The sequence below is a fragment of the Tsukamurella sputi genome (assembly GCF_007858445.1).
Lineage (GTDB): Bacteria > Actinomycetota > Actinomycetes > Mycobacteriales > Mycobacteriaceae > Tsukamurella > Tsukamurella sputi.
The window spans coordinates 726,366-744,012 of sequence record NZ_VIGV01000001.1 but is presented as its reverse complement, the minus strand read 5'-3'; the positions used below and the strand labels follow the sequence as shown (position 1 = coordinate 744,012).

At 70.6% G+C, this 17,647-nt stretch carries 14 protein-coding genes; 7 read left to right on the top strand and 7 right to left on the bottom strand.

The window, feature by feature from the left end; translation table 11 throughout:
- Positions 1 to 58: 58 nt before the first annotated feature.
- Positions 59 to 1,684, top strand: coding sequence for a DEAD/DEAH box helicase (locus FK268_RS03580; RefSeq protein ID WP_146431153.1), 1,626 nt, complete (start codon positions 59 to 61; stop codon positions 1,682 to 1,684).
- Between the two features lie 136 nt (positions 1,685 to 1,820).
- Complete coding sequence (locus FK268_RS03575; RefSeq protein WP_146431151.1) at positions 1,821 to 2,969, top strand: DUF418 domain-containing protein; 1,149 nt, start codon at positions 1,821 to 1,823, stop codon at positions 2,967 to 2,969.
- 56 nt (positions 2,970 to 3,025) lie between these two features.
- On the opposite strand, the gene FK268_RS03570 is transcribed toward FK268_RS03575, so the two are convergent.
- From FK268_RS03570 to fasR, 4 genes are all read right to left on the bottom strand, one after another.
- Positions 3,026 to 4,876, bottom strand: coding sequence for a phospholipase C (locus FK268_RS03570; protein WP_146431150.1), 1,851 nt, complete (start codon positions 4,874 to 4,876; stop codon positions 3,026 to 3,028).
- On the bottom strand, positions 4,873 to 6,009 hold the full coding sequence (locus FK268_RS03565) for a Dyp-type peroxidase (protein WP_146431148.1): 1,137 nt from the start codon (positions 6,007 to 6,009) through the stop codon (positions 4,873 to 4,875). The genes FK268_RS03570 and FK268_RS03565 overlap by 4 nt, the downstream gene beginning before the upstream one ends.
- On the bottom strand, positions 6,006 to 7,160 hold the full coding sequence (locus tag FK268_RS03560) for an EfeM/EfeO family lipoprotein (RefSeq protein ID WP_146431147.1): 1,155 nt from the start codon (positions 7,158 to 7,160) through the stop codon (positions 6,006 to 6,008). The genes FK268_RS03565 and FK268_RS03560 overlap by 4 nt, the downstream gene beginning before the upstream one ends.
- A 154-nt stretch (positions 7,161 to 7,314) precedes the next feature.
- Positions 7,315 to 7,986: an HTH-type transcriptional activator FasR gene (gene fasR, locus FK268_RS03555; RefSeq protein ID WP_146431145.1), complete on the bottom strand. Its 672-nt coding sequence runs from the start codon at positions 7,984 to 7,986 to the stop codon at positions 7,315 to 7,317.
- A gap of 104 nt (positions 7,987 to 8,090) precedes the next feature.
- On the opposite strand from fasR, the gene FK268_RS03550 reads away from it, so the two are divergent.
- The 3 genes from FK268_RS03550 to moeZ are packed head-to-tail and all read left to right on the top strand — an operon-like array spanning position 8,091 to position 11,353.
- Positions 8,091 to 9,050, top strand: coding sequence for an alpha/beta fold hydrolase (locus FK268_RS03550; protein WP_146431143.1), 960 nt, complete (start codon positions 8,091 to 8,093; stop codon positions 9,048 to 9,050).
- Positions 9,051 to 9,110: 60 nt separating this feature from the next.
- Positions 9,111 to 10,121 (top strand): DUF3152 domain-containing protein, encoded by a 1,011-nt coding sequence (locus FK268_RS03545; RefSeq protein WP_146431142.1) that lies wholly within the window; start codon positions 9,111 to 9,113, stop codon positions 10,119 to 10,121.
- A gap of 50 nt (positions 10,122 to 10,171) precedes the next feature.
- Positions 10,172 to 11,353: an adenylyltransferase/sulfurtransferase MoeZ gene (gene moeZ / locus FK268_RS03540; protein WP_166443453.1), complete on the top strand. Its 1,182-nt coding sequence runs from the start codon at positions 10,172 to 10,174 to the stop codon at positions 11,351 to 11,353.
- Positions 11,354 to 11,359: 6 nt separating this feature from the next.
- On the opposite strand, the gene FK268_RS03535 is transcribed toward moeZ, so the two are convergent.
- From FK268_RS03535 to FK268_RS03525, 3 genes are read right to left on the bottom strand one after another with little or no spacing between them, the layout of a single operon-like run.
- On the bottom strand, positions 11,360 to 12,628 hold the full coding sequence (locus FK268_RS03535) for an aspartate aminotransferase family protein (RefSeq protein ID WP_146431138.1): 1,269 nt from the start codon (positions 12,626 to 12,628) through the stop codon (positions 11,360 to 11,362).
- 29 nt (positions 12,629 to 12,657) lie between these two features.
- Positions 12,658 to 13,776 (bottom strand): Zn-dependent alcohol dehydrogenase, encoded by a 1,119-nt coding sequence (locus FK268_RS03530; protein ID WP_146431136.1) that lies wholly within the window; start codon positions 13,774 to 13,776, stop codon positions 12,658 to 12,660.
- 41 nt (positions 13,777 to 13,817) lie between these two features.
- On the bottom strand, positions 13,818 to 15,170 hold the full coding sequence (locus FK268_RS03525; RefSeq protein ID WP_146431135.1) for an NAD-dependent succinate-semialdehyde dehydrogenase: 1,353 nt from the start codon (positions 15,168 to 15,170) through the stop codon (positions 13,818 to 13,820).
- Positions 15,171 to 15,456: 286 nt separating this feature from the next.
- On the opposite strand from FK268_RS03525, the gene FK268_RS03520 reads away from it, so the two are divergent.
- On the top strand, positions 15,457 to 16,017 hold the full coding sequence (locus FK268_RS03520; RefSeq protein ID WP_158636030.1) for a TetR/AcrR family transcriptional regulator: 561 nt from the start codon (positions 15,457 to 15,459) through the stop codon (positions 16,015 to 16,017).
- A 187-nt stretch (positions 16,018 to 16,204) separates the two neighbouring features.
- Complete coding sequence (locus tag FK268_RS03515; protein WP_146431131.1) at positions 16,205 to 17,632, top strand: APC family permease; 1,428 nt, start codon at positions 16,205 to 16,207, stop codon at positions 17,630 to 17,632.
- Positions 17,633 to 17,647 lie beyond the last annotated feature (15 nt).

Genomic DNA, 17,647 nt, shown 5'->3' with positions numbered 1-17,647 from the left:
GGATTCATTGGCCGGAACAGTGCGCGCGTGAGACATGAACGCGACGCATTCGCCGCCGATGAAAGGCAGAACCATCACCACTGCGAACAACGACATCCACACCGAGCCCGCCATCGAGGAGGGCATGCCCGACGTCCACGTGATCGGCGACGATCACGTCTCGCCCAGCTTCGCCGAGCTCGGGGTCGACCAGGGCATCGTCGACGCCCTCGCGGGGCGCGGCATCGAGCGCACCTTCGCCATCCAGGAGCTCACCCTCCCGCTCGCGCTCGCCGGCAACGACCTGATCGGCCAGGCCCGCACGGGTATGGGCAAGACCTACGGCTTCGGCGTCCCGCTGCTCAACCGCCTGGTCACCCAGGCCCGCGCCGAGGTCGGCGAGGACGGCCTGCGCGCGCTCGACGGCACGCCGCGCGCCCTCATCATCGTCCCCACCCGCGAGCTGTGCGTGCAGGTCACCGAGGACCTGGAGCGGGCCTCCGACGGCGTCCGGGTGCAGGCGACCAAGGGTGAGCGCGACCTGAGGATCACGTCGATCTACGGCGGCCGCCCGTACGAGGCGCAGATCGAGGCGCTGCAGAAGGGCGTCGACGTGGTCGTCGGCACGCCCGGCCGCCTCCTCGACCTCGCCAACCAGGGCCACCTGGTGCTCGGCAAGATCCAGATCCTCGTGCTCGACGAGGCCGACGAGATGCTCGACCTGGGCTTCCTCCCCGACATCGAGCGCATCCTCACCATGGTGCCCACCGAGCGGCAGACCATGCTGTTCTCGGCCACCATGCCCGGCCCGATCATCACGCTGGCCCGCACCTTCCTCAAGCAGCCCACGCACGTGCGCGCCGAGCACCACGACGATTCCGCCGTGCACGAGCGCACCACGCAGTTCGTCTACCGCGCCCACGCCCTCGACAAGGTCGAGATGGTGGCGAAGATCCTGCAGGCCGAGGGCCGTGGCGCGACCATGATCTTCACCCGCACCAAGCGCACCGCGCAGAAGGTCGCCGACGAGCTGGCGGAGCGCGGCTTCAAGGTCGGGGCCGTGCACGGCGACCTCGGCCAGGTCGCGCGCGAGAAGGCGCTGGGCAAGTTCCGCGACGGGTCCATCGACGTGCTGGTCGCCACCGACGTCGCGGCCCGCGGCATCGACATCGACGACGTCACCCACGTCATCAACTTCCAGTGCCCCGAGGACGACAAGACCTACGTGCACCGCATCGGCCGCACCGGCCGCGCGGGCAAGACCGGCACCGCGGTGACCTTCGTCGACTGGGACGAGCTGCACCGCTGGGAGCTCATCGACAAGGCCCTCGGTCTCGGTAAGCCCGAGCCGGCGGAGACCTACAGCTCCAGCGAGCACCTGTTCACCGATCTGGGCATCGATCCCAAGGTCAAGGGCAGCCTGCCCGGCGTGCGCAAGCGCGCCGAGGGCGAGGTCGTCGAGCGCAGGCCGCGCGAGCGGCGCGAGAGCACGCGCACCCGGACCCGGACGCGCACCCGCGGAGGCAAGCAGGCCGACGGTGCCGCCCCCGCCGCCGACGCGGCCGAGGCCCCCGCGCCGGCCGACGGCGCACCGTCGGAGAGCGGTGCCGAGGGCGACGCCCCGGCCCGCAAGCGCCGCCGTCGTCGCCGCTCCGGTGCGAAGAAGGCCGAGGGCAGCGCCACCGCCGAGGCCTCGGCGGAGTAGGTCCACCGAACGACGGGACGTGACATGCGCGTCCACGTCGGTGGTCGGGTTGCCGGTCGTGTCCCCCGAACGATGGACCCGCCGATAACCGCATGGCGGTCGCGGGGTCCTCGCGTTCCGGGGGACAGTGGTTCCCATGACCTCGACATCGGCCCCGACCGGCACCGCGGCGCCCACGACGCGTCGCATCGCGGCGCTCGACACCGCGCGCGGCATCGCGATCCTCGGCACTTTCGGTACCAACGTGTGGATCTTCACGGAGCCGCGCGGCATGATCGGCTACCTGGAGACGGTGGGCGACGAGTCGCTGCCGATCCGGGTGCTGCAGACCCTCGCGCAGGGCAAGTTCCTCGGCCTGCTCAGCCTCATGTTCGGCGTGGGCCTCGCCATTCAGCAGGCCTCCGCCGCGCGTCATGATCGTCCGTGGCCGGGACGCTACTGGCGCCGCGCTCTGGTGCTCTTCCTCGACGGCCTCGTGCACTTCCTCCTGGTCGCGGAGTTCGACGTGCTCATGGGCTACGCGCTCGTCTCCTTCCTCGTCTCGGCGCTGCTGATCCTGCGGCCGAGGGTCAGGGCGCGGTGGGCGATCGGGGCGATCGCCGTGCACCTGACGGTGGTCGCGCTCGCGGTCGTCGGCATGATGCTGCCGGGCGGTGATGCCGGCCCCGAGCGGTCCGCGGCGAACCCTTACGCCGACGGTTCCTTCCTCGACCTCGTGCTCTTCCGCGTCGACCACGCGCTGCTCTTCCGCGCGGAGACGATCTTCATGATCCCGCTGACGATCGCGATGTTCCTCACGGGCGCACGACTGCTCCAGGCGGGGATCTTTCTGCCCGACGGTGCGGCGCTGCGCCGCCGGCTGCTCGTGGTCGGTGCGATCGCCGCGCCCGTCGATCTCGCGGTGGGCATCGCCGGTGCGCCGCTCGGACTGTCGGGTCCCGCGGTCTTCGTCGGCCGGTACGTCATCGCCCCGCTCGTCGCGTTGGGGCTCCTCGCGCTGGTCGCGGAGTTCTACCAACGCCGCGACGTGGGCAGGGCCGGCGCGGCGCTCGCGAACGTCGGACGGACGGCCCTGAGCTGCTACGTCCTGCAGAACCTGCTTGCCTCGATCCTCTGCTACGGGTGGGGGTTCGGCCTCGCGGCGCGGTACGGCGCCGAACATCGCCTGGCCTTCACCGTCGCGGTGTACGTCGCGGTGATGGCCTGCCTGCTCGCCGCGTCCGCGCTCTGGACCCGACGGTTCTCGCGCGGCCCGATCGAGATGATGATGCACCGGGTGGCATGAGCCGGGGAGGCGGTCGTCCTCCCACGGCGATCCGTGGGAGGACGACCGCCGTCGGACTACGCCTGTGACCTGCGGCTGCGCAGCGCCCAGACGCCCACGCCGACGAGCACGACCACGACGACGGGGATGCCGACCCACAGCCAGGTGTTCGACGAGGAGTCCTTCGACTCACCGGCGGCCTGCGTCGCGGACGGCGAGGCGGGAGCCGCGCTCGACGGTGCGCTCTTGACCCCGGCCGCCTGCGCGCCCTGGTCCGTCGGCGGCGGGGAGTCGACGACGGCGCCGGTGATCTGGTGGAGGAAGACCTTGTCGGTGCGCGGCGCCCCGAAGTCGAAGAGGCCGTCCAGCTTCCCGGACCGCTCGTCCGCCGAATCCGCGATCCGGCCGGTACGCCAGTTGTCCTCGAGGAACTTGGTGATCGAGGCCTGCTCGATGGCGTCGTGGTTCACCACGTTCTTCCGCGCGAACGGCGAGATCAGCAGGAAGGGCTGGCGCGTGCCGGGGCCGCACCGCACGGACTGGCCCGCGAGGGCGGGGGCGGCCGCGTCGGCGCAGATCGACTTGTCGAGCTTCGGATCCTTGCTGCCCGAGAGGATCACGGGAGCCTGGTGGTCGTACCACCCGTCCGAGTCGTCGTACGCGAGGATCACCGCGGTCGATCCCCACTCCTTGGACTGCTGCAGGCGGTTGACGTAGGTCGCGACGAAGGTCTGCTCGTCCAGCGGGTCCGAGTACGCGGCGTGGCCGTCCTGGTACTCGCCGGCCTTGAGGAAGCTCACGGCGGGCAGGTTGCCCGCGCCCAGAGCGGCGTCGAAGTCGGTGAGGTCGTAGTTGTGGTTCGCCGGACCGCCGTGACCCACCTCGGCGACGTTCGCCGGCGCGACGTGGTGCTCGTTGGCCGTCGACTTGTAGTAGGCGAACGGATTGTGGTGCGGGCTGTAGTCGACGGACGCGTTGCCCGCCACGTTCTTGTGCGTCGTGCTGCACAGCGCCCGCGCGTCGCCCGCGGCGGCGGTCGACGGCCGGAAACCGCCCTGGAACCAGCCCCAGGTGACGGACTTCTCGTTCAGCAGATCACCGATGTTCTTGCCCTGCATGGCCGCGAGCGCGTCCTTGCCGGTGCGGTTCTTGTTGGAGCAGTCGTCGTACAGCGGGTCCGGGTCCTCGTACATCGTGCCCACGCCCTGCGCGTTCGGGGCCCCGACGGTGTACTTGTCGGGCGCGACGGTCTTCTTCCCGGTCACGGCGTCGTAGGACTCGACACCGAAGGTCTGGCCGGAGACCAGGTTGATCGCCCCCGGGGTCGACGGCCCGAACTGGGTGGACCAGAAGTTGTCGTTGAGGGTGTAGTTCTGTGCGTAGTTCCAGAGTCCCGCAACGGTGTTGCCGTCGTAGTAGCCCATCACGGAGCCGGGGTGCTCGAACATGCCGGGACCCGACGAGGCGCACTTGTCCTTCGTGGTGAACTCGACGAACTTGTCCATCGCCCCGCCGTTGGCGGCCTCCTGCTCGGCGGTGTACTCGTGGTTCTGGTCGCAGGTCACGGCCTGGCCGGGCGTGAACCGGAAGGGCTTGTACTTGTTCGGGTTCTGCTCGCCGGCGAGGCCCGCACGGGTGAACGTGTTGACGTCCGTGGGCGTTCCCGGGGCGGCCGTGAACCGGGGAGCGTCCAGGCCCGAGCCCTGGAGCTTCTCGCCGGGCGTGTTCGCCGCCACCGGATAGGTGCCGAAGTAGTGATCGAAGGAGATGTTCTCGTTGAAGATCACCACCACGTGTTTGATCGGGGTGGCGGTGTCGCCGGGGTCGGCGAGCACCGACGGTGCGCCGATCGCGCCGGCCGCCAGCGTGATCGCCGCGGCACCGGCCAGCGCCGCGGCGCGAGTCGTGCGGGAGCGGAAGGGAATCACAGTATGCCTCCTGTCGTGGAGCAGTCCGTTCCCGCGTCGCGGGGCGGAAGATAGAAGTAGCCGCCGCCGAACGGGGCGATGTAGTCGGTGAGCGGCTCGCCGCTCAGCCGCTCCTGGACGGCTTCGAACTGAGCCTTCACGTCGCGCTGCAGGCAGGTGAAGATCAGCCCCAGATCGAGGTTGCCGTTCATGTCGATGCCGCCCGCGTAGTTGTAGGCGCGCCGGAAGATGCGGGAGCCCGCGGTCTCCTCGGTGCGTGGGTTGGCGAGTCGGATGTGACTGGTCAGGGGGATCACGTCGCCGCCCGGATCGTCGGCGTACTGCGGCTCGTCGGCGTCGGTGCTGCCGTCGAGCGGCGCCCCGCTGGCGCGGTCGCGGCCGAAGATGTTCTCCTGCTCCGCCAGGGAGATCCGGTCCCAGAACTCGGTGAGCATGCGGATCAGGCGCACCACGAGGAAGGTGCCGCCGCGGGTCCACGGCTGGGCGGCGCCGTCCAGCCAGACCAGCTTCGCGAACTCCTCGGGCCGTACGTTCGAGGTCCCGTCCTTGAAGCCGAAGTGGTTGCGCGGCGCACCGTCCGGCCGGGGTGCGGGCTGCGAGCCGTCCTGCCGCCACCGCGGTGCCAGCCCGCCGCGTCCGGCCCGGCTGAGGTCGCGCAGCGCGTGCAGCACCGTGTCCTGCTCGGCCGCGCGGATCTCCAGCAGCAGGTCGCCGTGGCAGCGAGCGGGGTCGAGGCGGTCGTCGTCGAACTCGCGCATCGGCGCGATCCCCGCGGGGCGGCGGTCGGTGTGCCAGCGGTCGAAGAAGCTCGCGCCGTAGCCGATGTTCACGGTGAGGTCCGCGGCTCCGTCGAGCTCGGGGCCGAGCGTGCCGGAATCGGTGGGCGGTGCCGTGATCGCGGTCGAGACCGGCGTGTGCGGCTGCTTGAGCGCGCGGATGCGGTCCGTGAGGGCGTGCAGCAGGGCGTCGGTCTCGGCGGCGGTGGCCGAGGTGATGTCGAAGGCGGCGTAGGTCGCGTGCCGCTGCTCGACGGGGACGGGCGGCGCGGCGGCACCGTCGCGGGCGCAGGCGCCAAGGCCCACCAGTCCCGCGGCGGCGGTACCGCCCAGGAAGCCGCGCCGCGACGGCCTCACTTCGTCCTCCGGACGTCGGCGATCGCGGCGATCGGGGCGAGCAGTTCGACCAGCCCGCCGAACGCCGTGGTGAGGCGCTGCCGGTCCGCGAGCGGGATCGTGCTCAGCGGAACATCCGGGAACCGGCCCGCGAGGTCGGCGCACACGGCGTCGGCGCGGTCGAGCGCGGTCCGAGTCTCGGCGAGGCGGGCGTACCGCCCCGTCAGCACGGGGTTCAGTGCGTCGAGGACGCGCCGGGTGCCCTCGAGGTTGGCGCGTGCGATGTCGAATCCGGTGTGCGAGCCGGCGTCATCGGCGCCGGTGAGGGTGAACTCGATCGTGTTCTCGGTGATCTCGTGCGCGCGCAGCCCGATCTGCAGCGGGTCCACCGCCAGGGACGGGTAGTCGGCGAGGAGCCCGTCGACGTCGCGCACCAGCGTCCGTTCCAGCGCGGAGGGCACGGACGGCGCCGGCGCCCACAGGGCGGCCTCGATGGCGTGGAAGCCGGTCGCGTCGCCGGTGGTGCGGCGGCCGTTGATCTTCCCGTCCCAGGCGCCGAAGGCGTCGTAGGCCGCGCCGAGTGTCTCGTACAGGCGATGCGCCGCCCGCCAGGCGACGCGTTGGGCGTCGACGCCCTCCGCGGCGGCGAGCGCTGCGACCGCGTCGCGGAGCGCGGGGAGGCGTGCCCCGACCCACTTCTGGTAGTCGAGCGTCGCCGGGGTCAGGTCCTGGGTGGAGGTCGGGACGACCGCGGGGCCTCGCGGAGCGTCGCCCGGAACGCGGAACGCGGGACCGGAGACGGCGTCCGTCTCGGCGAAGTAGCACTCGAACCGGTACTCGCCGGAGCCGAGCGCCACGCGCAACAGCCGGGTGGCCTGCGGCGCGAGGGCGTCGAGTTCCGCGTAGACGGCCCCGTCGGGACCCGCGAGGGCCAGCTCCAGCGATCGCGTGGACGTGTTCGTGACGGCGAAGGTCCGGTTGCCGGCCTCGACGGTGCCGTTCGGCCGCGCGCAGCCGTCGAGCTTCGCGGTCAGTGCGACGGTGCCGGCAGGCCCCGCGTGCCCGCTCGGGGCGCCGTGCGGCTGCGTCAGGAGGTACGTGCCACCGGCCACGGCGACGACCGCAGCGAGAGTGAACGCGGTGGGCGCGACCCACCGCCGGGGAACTGGCACCCGTCGACGCTAGCCAGTGCGATCCGGGCAAATCCGGACATGATGCTGCGGCTTTCGAAGGACTTCATGCACCGTTCACGGGCGCTGGGGGAAGAGCTGACGCGTTCTTGACGATGGCTTGGGAGTCGGCTCGAGGCCGTCAGGTAGTGCGGGCTCAGGTCGTGCGGCGCTGCGCCTGCAGCGGGACCCTGCTCAGCCCGCCCCACAGCAACTCGACGGTGGTCGCCACCGCGTCGTCCTTGGGGATCGGACGGTCGGCGTACAGCCAGTACCGTGCGCTCACCTGGCTGGCGCCGACGAGGCCGACCGCGAGCATGCGGGCGCGGTAGGGGTCGAGGCCGGAGTCCTCGGAGACGAGGTCGTAGACGGCGTCGATGCACGCGTCCACGGCGCCCTCGACGCGCTCCTGGACGACGGGCTCGAGCACGTCCGACTCGAAGATGAGCTTGTAGCCCATGCTGTCGCGGTCGACGAAGTCGAAGAAGGACCGGACGGCACCGATCACGCGCTCGTGGTTGTCGGTGGAGCTGCTCAGCGCTTCGCGCACGCCGGTCACCAGCGCCTCGCTGTGCGCGTTCAGGACCGCGATGTACAGCTCGAGCTTGCCGGGGAAGTGCTGGTACAGGACGGGCTTGCTCACGCCCGCGCGCACCGCGATCTCGTCCATGCCGGCGGAGTGGTAGCCCAGGTCGACGAAGACGCTGCTCGCTGCCTCGAGCAACTGGATGCGCCGCGCGCTGCGCGGCAGCCGGGCGGTGCGGCGCGGCGCAGGATTCGTCCCGCCGCGGGTGTCGCCCGCCGCGGTCGTCGCGCCCAGGTCCGCCATGTGCTCCACCTCATCGTTTCCGGGCCACGCCGTGCGGCCCTGACCCGTGAACAATACTCCCGTCGGGTTCGCCGCCCCCGGCTTGCTCTGGCAAGCTGCCCGGTGTGTCGGCACTCGCACAGGTGAATCGGACCAGCGACGTCTGGCCGGGGGAGTTCCTGACCCTGCGCGGACGCCGGGTGTTCGCGCGCCACGTCGACGCGGCTGCGGCGATCACGGCGCCGCCCGATCGGCGGCCCACGGCGGTGATGATCCACGGCCTCGGCGGTTCGTCGATCAACTGGACCGACCTCGGCCAGGTGCTCGCTCCGGTGGCCGCGTCGTACGCCCTCGACCTGCCCGGTTTCGGGCTCTCCGATCCGCCCGCCGACGGCGACTACTCGATCGAGGAGTTCGCGCACACCGTGATCGCGTACCTCGAGACGCTCGTCGCGGTCCGCGGCGAGGGTGTCCACCTGCTGGGGAACTCCCTCGGCGGCGCGATCGCGGTACGCGTCGCGATGCTCCGGCCCGACCTGCTGCGGTCGCTCACCCTGATCTCACCGGCCTTCCCGGACCTGCGGCCCCGCATCCGCCGGCTGCAGTTCCTCCCGCTGTCGCTGGTGCGGATCCCGGGGGTCGGCCCCGCGGGTTTCCGCCTGATCGCGAGCGCCTACCCGGACCGGCAGGTCGATCAGACCTTTCGCGAGATCCTCGTCGACCCCACGGTGATGGGCCCCGTCCGGAGGCAGCAGGCCGTCGACCAGGCCGCCGCCCGGGCGTCGATGACCTGGGCCCCCGATGCGCTCGCCGCCAGCTTCAACGCGCTGGTGCGGAGCTGGCTCGTCGACCTCGGCGCGGCGCACTGGGCGGCGGCGCGGTCGGTGTCGGTGCCCACCGCGGTCGTCTGGGGTGCGCGGGACCTCCTGGTGAGCGTCGGTGTGGCGCCGAAGGTGGTGCGCCACATCCGCGGCAGCACGCTGACGGTCTTCGAGGACGTCGGGCACGTGGCGCAGATGGAGCGGCCGGCGGAGACCGCGCGGATCGTGGCCGATCTCATCGCCGGGGCGACGCCGCGCGGGTGAGCGCGACGCCGCGCGTGTCGGTTCCACTCCGGCGGCCCCGTTCGTGGAATTGTTGACGACGTGAGTAGTCCTTCGAACCCGAGGCGTCCCCGGCCGGACGGGCGTGCGCCGCTTCGGGCCGAATGGGACCCGATCAACTCGACGGCCGCGACCTCGGGCGACAGCCGCTTCCGACAACCACGCGAGCGGGTCTACGCCAAGCAGGGCCGACTCGGGCGGCTGCTCCGCACCTACGGTTGGCGCGCCTACGCGGTCCCGGTGCTCGCGGTCCTCACCGTCGTGGCGCTGGTGATGACCTTCACCGACACCTTCCGGACGGAGCAGAAGGCCGAGACGTCGACGGAGAACCAGCTCTCCCGCAATCCCACGCCCGGTAAGACCATCGTCGGCGCGCCGTCGAAGACGGTGCCGGGTCCGGTCCCGCAGGCCGGCATGCTCCCCGAGGGAGGCGCGTTCACCGAGAAGGGGCAGGGAATCTGGCACGTCGTGCCCGGGTCCACGCCCCGCGTCGGCAAGAAGGACGAGGGCAAACAGCAGGTCTTCACCTACATGATCGCGGTGGAGGACGGTGTCGACATGAGCGGCCTCGGCGGCGATCCCGCCTTCGCGACCATGATCGACAAGACGCTCGCCGATCCGCGCAGCTGGATCCACGACTCCGCCGTCGCCTTCCAGCGCATCGACAAGGGCACTCCCACCTTCACCATCTCGCTGACCTCGCCCATGACGGTGCGGCAGGCCTGCGGGTACACGATCCAACTCGAGTCGTCCTGCTACAACGGCGAGATCGGGCGGGTCGTGATCAATCTGGCGCGCTGGGTGCGCGGCGCGACGGCCTTCGAGGGGGACCTGACCGGCTACCGGCAGTACGCCATCAACCACGAGGTCGGGCACGCGATCGGCTATCCGCAGCACGTGCCGTGCCCCGCGCAGGGCGGGCTCGCGCCGATCATGATGCAGCAGTCCTTCGGCGTGAAGAACCGCGACATCTTCGACCTGGACAAGTCCGAGGGCTTCGACAACGACCTCACCTGCCGGCCGAACGCCTGGGTCGCTCCCGTCCTCAAGTAGGGCCGGGGAATGGCGCGGAGCGCGCCGTCGTTGAACGGTCCGTGACCGTATTGCCCCCGCTCGTCGAACCCGCCGCCGAACTGACCCGCGACGAGGTCGCGCGGTACTCGCGGCACCTGATCATCCCCGAGATGGGGGTCACGGGGCAGAAACGCCTCAAGAACGCCAAGGTGCTGGTCATCGGTGCAGGCGGGCTGGGCAGCCCGGCGCTGCTGTACCTCGCCGCCGCGGGGGTCGGGACCATCGGCATCGTCGAGTTCGACGAGGTGGACGAGTCCAACCTGCAGCGTCAGGTGATCCACGGCGTATCCGATCTGGGGCGCCCGAAGGGCGAGAGCGCGCGCGATTCGATCGCCGAGATCAATCCTCTCGTCACCGTGAACCTGCACCCGATCCGGCTCGAGCCCGAGAACGCGGTCGAGCTCTTCGAGCAGTACGACCTGATCCTCGACGGGACCGACAACTTCGCCACTCGTTACCTCGTCAACGACGCCGCGGTACTGGCGCACAAGCCCTACGTGTGGGGCTCGATCTTCCGGTTCGAGGGCCAGGTGTCCGTTTTCTGGGAGGACGCGCCGGACGGCCCGAACGGCGAGAAGCAGGGCCTGAACTACCGCGACCTGTACCCGGTCGCGCCGCCTCCCGGGATGGTTCCGTCCTGCGCCGAGGGCGGCGTCCTCGGAATCCTGTGCGCGTCCATCGGCTCGATCATGGGCACCGAGGCGGTCAAGCTGATCACCGGTATCGGCGACTCCCTGCTCGGCCGGCTCATGGTCTACGACGCGCTGGAGATGAGCTACCGCACCCTGTCCATCCGCAAGGACCCCGACGCCCCGCGCATCACGGGGCTCATCGACTACGACGAGTTCTGCGGCGTCGTCTCCGACGAGGCACAGCGCGCCGCCGCCGGCAGCACCATCACGCCCGAGGAACTGGTCGAGATGGGCTCGGCGGGCGTCGACTACGAGCTGGTGGACGTGCGCGAGCCCGTCGAGTGGGAGATCGTGCACCTCGACGGTGCGAAGCTCGTCCCCAAGGGTGACTTCGAGACGGGCGAGGGCCTCACGCAGGTCTCCGCCGATAAGAAGCTGGTCCTGTACTGCAAGACGGGCGTCCGTTCGGCGGAGGTGCTCGCCGCGGTGAAGGGAGCGGGCTACCGCGACGCCGTGCACCTGCAGGGCGGGATCACCGCCTACGCCCGCACGGTGGACCCGTCGCTGCCCGTGTACTGACGGGAGTCAGGTCGCGGCGGGCAACCGGCGCAGTGCCTCGCCGAAGCGCTCGGCGGTGAGCCGGATGTCCTCGGCGGTGTGCGCGGTGCTGAGGAAGATCTTCCCGGACGGCATGAAGACGACCCCGGATTCGAGCATCGCGCCGGCGATCTCGGACCACGTGCCGCCCGTGCCGTGCAGGCTCGTGCCCCGGCCATGGGGGACGAACTGGAGCAGGGAGCCCACCCGGCGCAGGTCGCCGACGGACCCCGCGTCGCTCAGGACCGCGCCGACCTCCGCCTCGAAGAGGGCGGAGCGGTCCTCGAGGATCGAGTACACCTCTGGCGCCGCACAGAGCTCCATGGACGCCGTGACGGCGGCGAGGGCGACCGGGTTGCCGTTGAAGGTCCCGGCGTGCATGACACCGTCGGTCACCAGATCGAGGATGTCGGCGCGGCCGACGACGGCGCTCTGCGTGAATCCGCCGGCGATCGCCTTGCCGAAGACCGACAGATCCGGGGTGACGCCGAAGCGCTCCGCCGCGCCGCCGCGGGCGATCCGGAACCCGGTGATCACCTCGTCGAAGATGAGGACGACGCCGTGCTCGTCGCACAGGGTCCGCAGGGTTTCGAGGAAGCCCGGTGCGGGGTCGGTGACACCGGCGTTGCTCATGATCGGATCGATGAGCACCGCGGCGATGTCGCGCTCCTCGGCGCGCTCGAGCAGCGCGGTCGCCGCGTCGATGTCGTTGAACCGCCCGACGATCAGATCCGCGTAGGCGTTGGGGCTCTGGCCGCGGCTCCCGCCGACCGGGGTCTCGGCGGTGTCGTCGTCGCCGACGCTCGCGTACACGCTGTCGTGCCAGCCGTGGTAGGCCTTGGCGAACTTGACCACGCGATTGCGTCCGGTCGCCGCGCGCGCGAACCGCAGCGCCACCTGGACCGCCTCGGTGCCGGTGTTCGCCCACACCAGCCGCTGAGCGCCCGGGACGGATTCCAGCACGGCCTCCGCCGCCCGGTACTCGAGCGGGTGCCCCATGCCCACCACCTGCATGTCGGCCATCACCCGCTGCACCGATTCGAGCACGTGCGGATGGCTGTGGCCGTGCACCAGCGGGCCCCAGGCCATCACGTAGTCGACGTACCGGTCACCGTCGAGGTCCCAGACGTGGGCGCCGTGCGCCCGGTCCACGAACAGCGGTGTCGGTCGCATCGAGGCGCGCAGCCCGGAGCTGACGCCCCCGGCGAGGCTGTTACGGGTCCGCTCGAAGGCGGCGCGGGAGGATTCGATCGCCATGGTTCTCCTTGTGTGTCGGCCCGGGGGAATCAGCGGTAGCGGATCACGGAGCGGATGCCCTCGCCGCGCTTCATGCCCTCGTAGCCCTCGTTGATCTGCTCGAGCGCGATGACGTCGGTGACCAGCGAGTCCAGGTCCACCCGGCCGTTCATGTAGTGGTCCACCAGGACCGGGAAGTCGACCTCGGCGCGGCTGGAACCGTAGTTCGAGCCGATGAGGCGCCGCTCCTGGTCGGACATGACGAACGGGTCGATCGTGACGGTGACGCCGTCGGCGACCTGCCCGGCGACCACCGTGGTGCCGCCGCGGGCGAGCACCGAGTACGCCGCCTCGATGGTCTGCGGCAGGCCGATCGCCTCGACGGCGACGTCGACGCCGCGGCCCTCGGTGAGTTCGGCGATCCGTGCGGCGAGATCCTCGGTCCGGGTGTTGATCGTCTCGTGCGCGCCGAACTTGCGTGCCTGCTCGAGCTTGTCGTCGGAGATGTCCGCGGCGATGATCGTGCGGGCGCCGACCAGCCGGGCGCCCTGCACGGCGTTGAGACCCACGCCGCCGCAGCCGATGACCAGGACGACGTCGGTGGGGCGGGCGTTCGCCGTGTTGACGACGGCGCCGACGCCGGTGGTCACCGCGCAGCCGACGAGGGCCGACTGTTCGGCGGGCGCGTCCTTGCGGACTCCGATCGCCGCCGCGGACGGCACCATCGTGTACTCGCCGAACGTGCCGAGCCCGGCGAAGCTGAACACCTCGTCACCCCCCGCGGTGCGCACGCGCGTCTTGCCGTCGAAGGAGAGGTGGTTGGCCGAGTGCTCGGCCGCCATGTCGCACAGCACGGGGCGCCCGCTGACGCAGTACCGGCACCGTCCGCACGAGGGCGTCCAGGACAGGATGACGTGGTCGCCCACCTCGACGTTCGTCACGCCCTCGCCGACCGCCTCGATCACGCCGGCGCCCTCGTGGCCGAGGATCATCGGGGTGGGCGCGTCCCACTCGCCCACGAGCACGTGCAGGTCGCTGTGGCACAGGCCGCTAGCGGAGAGTTTGACGAGCACGTCGCCGGGAGGCGGGGTCGACGGGAGCGTCACGCGCTCGATCGTCATGGGCTCGTTCGGTACCCGGAAAACGGCTGCGTTGAATTCGATGGTCATGGTCGTGCTTCCTCGTGTGAAGGGGAGAGGTGTTCCGCCGGCTACGCCGTGGCGTTCCGGATGAGCTTCTTGTTGGCGAATTCCTCGATGCCGTAGCGGCCGAGCTCGCGGCCGAAGCCGGACCGCTTCACGCCGCCGAAGGGAAGTTCGACGGATTCGAGGCTCACGCCGTTGACGAAGACCATGCCCGCCTCGAGCGCCTGCGCGACGCGCTCGGCCTGTGCGGGATCCGTGGTGAACACGTACGAGCCGAGGCCGAACAGCGTCGCATTGGCGAGGTCGACGGCCTCGTCCTCGGACGCGACCCGGTAGACGGTGGCGACGGGGCCGAAGAGCTCCTCGGCGGCGGCCGGCGTGCCGGGCTCGACGCCGGTCAGGACACCGGGCGGGAAGTAGGCGCCGGTGCGCGGGCCGGCGCTGGTCAGCGTCGCGCCCGCGGCGACGGCCCGCTGGACCTGCTGCTCGAGGCGCTCGGCCGCCGCGACGGAGGACAGCGGGGCCAGGCCCTCGGCCTGCGCCAGCGTGCGCGCCGTGAACTTCTCGACGAAGGCGTCGTACAGATCGTCGGCGACGATCATGCGCTTCGCGCCGTTGCACGCCTGACCGGTGTTCTCGAAACGCGCCTCGATCGCGGCGTCGACGCAGGCGTCCAGGTCGTCGGTCGACAGCACGATGAAGGGATCCGAGCCGCCCAGTTCGAGCACGACCTTCTTGAGGTTGCGCCCCGCGACCTCGGCGATGGCGGCGCCGCCGCGCTCCGAGCCGGTGAACGAGACGCCGCGCACCCGGTGGTCGGCGATCGCGTTCGCGATCTGCTCGTGGGTGGCGAAGACGGTGACGTAGCTCCCGTCCGGCCAGCCGGCATCGGCGAAGATCCGCTGCAGCGCGGCGGCCGATTCGGGGCACTGCGGTGCGTGCTTGAGCACGATCGTGTTGCCCAGCACCAGGTTCGGCCCGGCGAACCGCGCGACCTGGTAGTAGGGGTAGTTCCAGGGCATGACGCCGAGCAGCACCCCGATCGCCTCGCGGCGGATCCGGGCGCTGCCGTCTCCCTCGAGGAGCTCGATCGGCTCGTCGGCGAGGAAGGCCTCGGCGTTGTCCGCGTAGTACTCGTAGATCGCGGCGCTGAACTCGACCTCGCCCACGGCCTGGTCGAGGGGCTTGCCCATCTCCCGCTGGATGATCCGGGCGAGCTCGTCCTTGCGCTCGACGTGCAGTGCCGCGACCCGGCGGATCAGGGTCGCGCGATCGGCGAGAGCGCCGTGCCGTGCCGCGCCGTACGCGGTGGCGGCGGCGGCGAGGGCGGCCTCGATCTCGGCGTCGGTGGCGAACGGGACGGACGTCAGCTGATCACCGGTCGACGGGTCGACGACGGCGTACGCGGGTTCGGTCATCTGTCAGCTCCTGGGGTCGCAATCATGCCGGTTAACGAATGTTTGTTAATGTAGCCCGGGTCACACTCGCGGTCAAGGGGATCGCGTCACGGAATCGAGCGATGGTGAGGGGTCGTTATGCGTGAGTCGGTCCCCGTGCGAGGGCGGGGGTACTGTGAGCGCCATGCGTCGCGATGTAGGGATATCCACGCCGGAGGGGGTCCCCTCGGGTCGGGCCACAGCGGTTCCGACGGTGCCGTCCGATGCCGACGTCGCCAGTCTGGGAAGGGTTTTCGATCAGTCGGTGATGCGCGAGCGGATCCTGGCCGCCGCCGTCACCATCGTCGCGACGCAGGGCTTCGCCGCATGCACCGTGCGCGAGGTGGCGGAGGCGGTGGGGATCAAGGCGCCCGGGCTCTACAGCCACTTCCCGTCCAAGGAGGCGATCCTGTCCGAGGCGGTCTCGCGCGTGCTGGCCGACTTCATGGCGACTGCGGCGCTGGTCCCCGCCTCCAGTCCGGAGCAGGAGTTGAAGGCGTCCGTGCGGCAGCACGTCCTCTATCAGTTGGAGAACCAGCTGCTCGCGCGCGTCACCGATGTCATCGTCAACACCGCCTCGGCGGGCCGCGTGGTCTCGCCCGAGGATTACGAGCGCATCCTGGCCGGTCAGCACGCCCACCTCGACCTGGTGGCGCGCCGGGTCTCCGCGTACTCCCCGGAGCTGCCGCCGGACCAGGTCGGCGTCGCGACCCGGGCGATCGTGTCGATGTGTGACGGGGTGGCCGCCTGGTACCGCCCCGACGGGCCTCTCGATCCTGAGGCTCTGGCCGATCTGCACTGGCGGTTCGTCCGGCGCATGCTCGGCTGAGAGGTTCGGTGCCGCGTTCCCGACGCTGACTCCGCCAGGTCTCGGCCGCGCGATGGGTGGCCCGGGTCACATTTTCCATTGACACCCCGGTGTGACCGGGATAACGTTCCGACATCGAGCGAACAATCGTTCGTTAGCAAGTTCGGTTCGACGGCCCGTTCGTCGGATGCACCGAGAAGGAACAGTCATGAGTACGATCACTGATGAGAATCCGTTGCCCGCAGGTGAATCCGGGCGCCTGCACGGCCGGTTGGGGGTTCCCGCCGTCTCGCTGATGATCATCGCCGGCGCCGCGCCCCTGTGCGTGGTGGGCGGGCCCATGGCCCTCGGCCTGTCGCTGGGCAACGGCGCCGGCCTGCCGATGGCCTACCTGGCGACGCTGGCGGTCCTGCTGCTGTTCGTCATCGGGTTCACCACGATGACGCCGTTCGTGCGTTCGGCGGGGGCCTTCTACTCCTACGTCCACGCCGGCCTGGGACGGTTCGCGGGCATTGGGACGGGCTACTTGGCGATGCTGTCGTACACCTGCATCTACATCGGCCTCTACGTGCTCCTCGGCACGGGCGCCGACGCGCTGGTGCAGTCCTACGGAGGCCCGTCGCTCCCGTGGTGGCTCTGGGCGGCAGTCGGATTGGGGCTCATCTCCTTTCTCGGCTACCGCAATGTCGAGGTGTCGGAGAAGGTCCTCGGTGTCCTGTTGGTCGCCGAGGTGGGGCTGATCCTGGTGCTCGACGCGTGGATCGTCTTCCAGGGCGGAGGCCCGGAGGGGCTCTCCCGCGGTGTCGTCTCGTTCAAGGAGATCTTCAGCGGCGCTCCTGGAGTTGCCCTGATCTTCGCGGTGCTGAGCTTCATCGGCATCGAGGCGGCGGCCGTCTTCCGGGACGAGGCCAAGGATCCGGTGCGCACGGTGCGCCGGGCCACGATCATCTCCGTGACCGTGGTGGGCCTGTTCTACGCGTTCACGTCGTGGGCCGTGATCAGCGGCGTCGGCGACAGCAGGATCGTCGCGGCCGCAACGGCCGACCCGGAGGGGCTACTGTCGTCGGTCGCCGTGCAGTACCTCGGCAAGGTCGGCGGCGATCTGGTGATGCCCCTCTACGTCACGAGTACCTTCGCCGCTGCTCTGACCTGGCACAACATCCTCTCGCGCTACACCCTGTCGCTGTCCTCCCGGGATCTGCTGCCGCGCCGTCTGGCCGTGGTGCACCCGAAGCACGGCTCGCCCCACCGCGGCTCGGTCGCTGTCATGGCCGTGGTCGCAGGCGTCGTGGGGCTGGCGATCGTCCTGGGCCTGAACCCGATGACCCAGCTCTACACCTGGACCTCCGGCCTGGGGTCGGTCGGCTACGTCATCCTCCTGGTGCTCACCTGCTCGGCTGTGCTCGCCTTCTTCCGCAACAACGCGCACGGGACCTCCGTCCTGCGCAGGCTCGTCGCGCCGTTGCTCGGGCTGGCCGGGCTGCTGGCCATCCTCGTGGTGATGCTGCTCAACCTGGACCTGCTCGCGGGCGACGACGATGCCGTGTCGACCGTCATCATCGTCCTGCTCGTCGGTGCTCTGGCCCTCGGGCCTATCGTCGGGAAGCTGCGCCCGGGGGCCGGGCGGCAGGAGTAGGCCTTCGCCCGGTTG

What these genes read in the sequence shown, in the direction of transcription:
- FK268_RS03580 (WP_146431153.1), top strand. Translation starts at nt 59, where the DNA reads ATGAAAGGCAGAACCATCACCACTGCGAACAACGACATCCACACCGAG.
- FK268_RS03575 (WP_146431151.1), top strand. Translation starts at nt 1,821, where the DNA reads ATGACCTCGACATCGGCCCCGACCGGCACCGCGGCGCCCACGACGCGT.
- fasR (WP_146431145.1), bottom strand. Translation starts at nt 7,986, where the DNA reads ATGGCGGACCTGGGCGCGACGACCGCGGCGGGCGACACCCGCGGCGGG.
- FK268_RS03535 (WP_146431138.1), bottom strand. Translation starts at nt 12,628, where the DNA reads ATGGCGATCGAATCCTCCCGCGCCGCCTTCGAGCGGACCCGTAACAGC.
- FK268_RS03530 (WP_146431136.1), bottom strand. Translation starts at nt 13,776, where the DNA reads ATGACCATCGAATTCAACGCAGCCGTTTTCCGGGTACCGAACGAGCCC.
- FK268_RS03525 (WP_146431135.1), bottom strand. Translation starts at nt 15,170, where the DNA reads ATGACCGAACCCGCGTACGCCGTCGTCGACCCGTCGACCGGTGATCAG.
- FK268_RS03520 (WP_158636030.1), top strand. Translation starts at nt 15,457, where the DNA reads ATGCGCGAGCGGATCCTGGCCGCCGCCGTCACCATCGTCGCGACGCAG.
- FK268_RS03515 (WP_146431131.1), top strand. Translation starts at nt 16,205, where the DNA reads ATGAGTACGATCACTGATGAGAATCCGTTGCCCGCAGGTGAATCCGGG.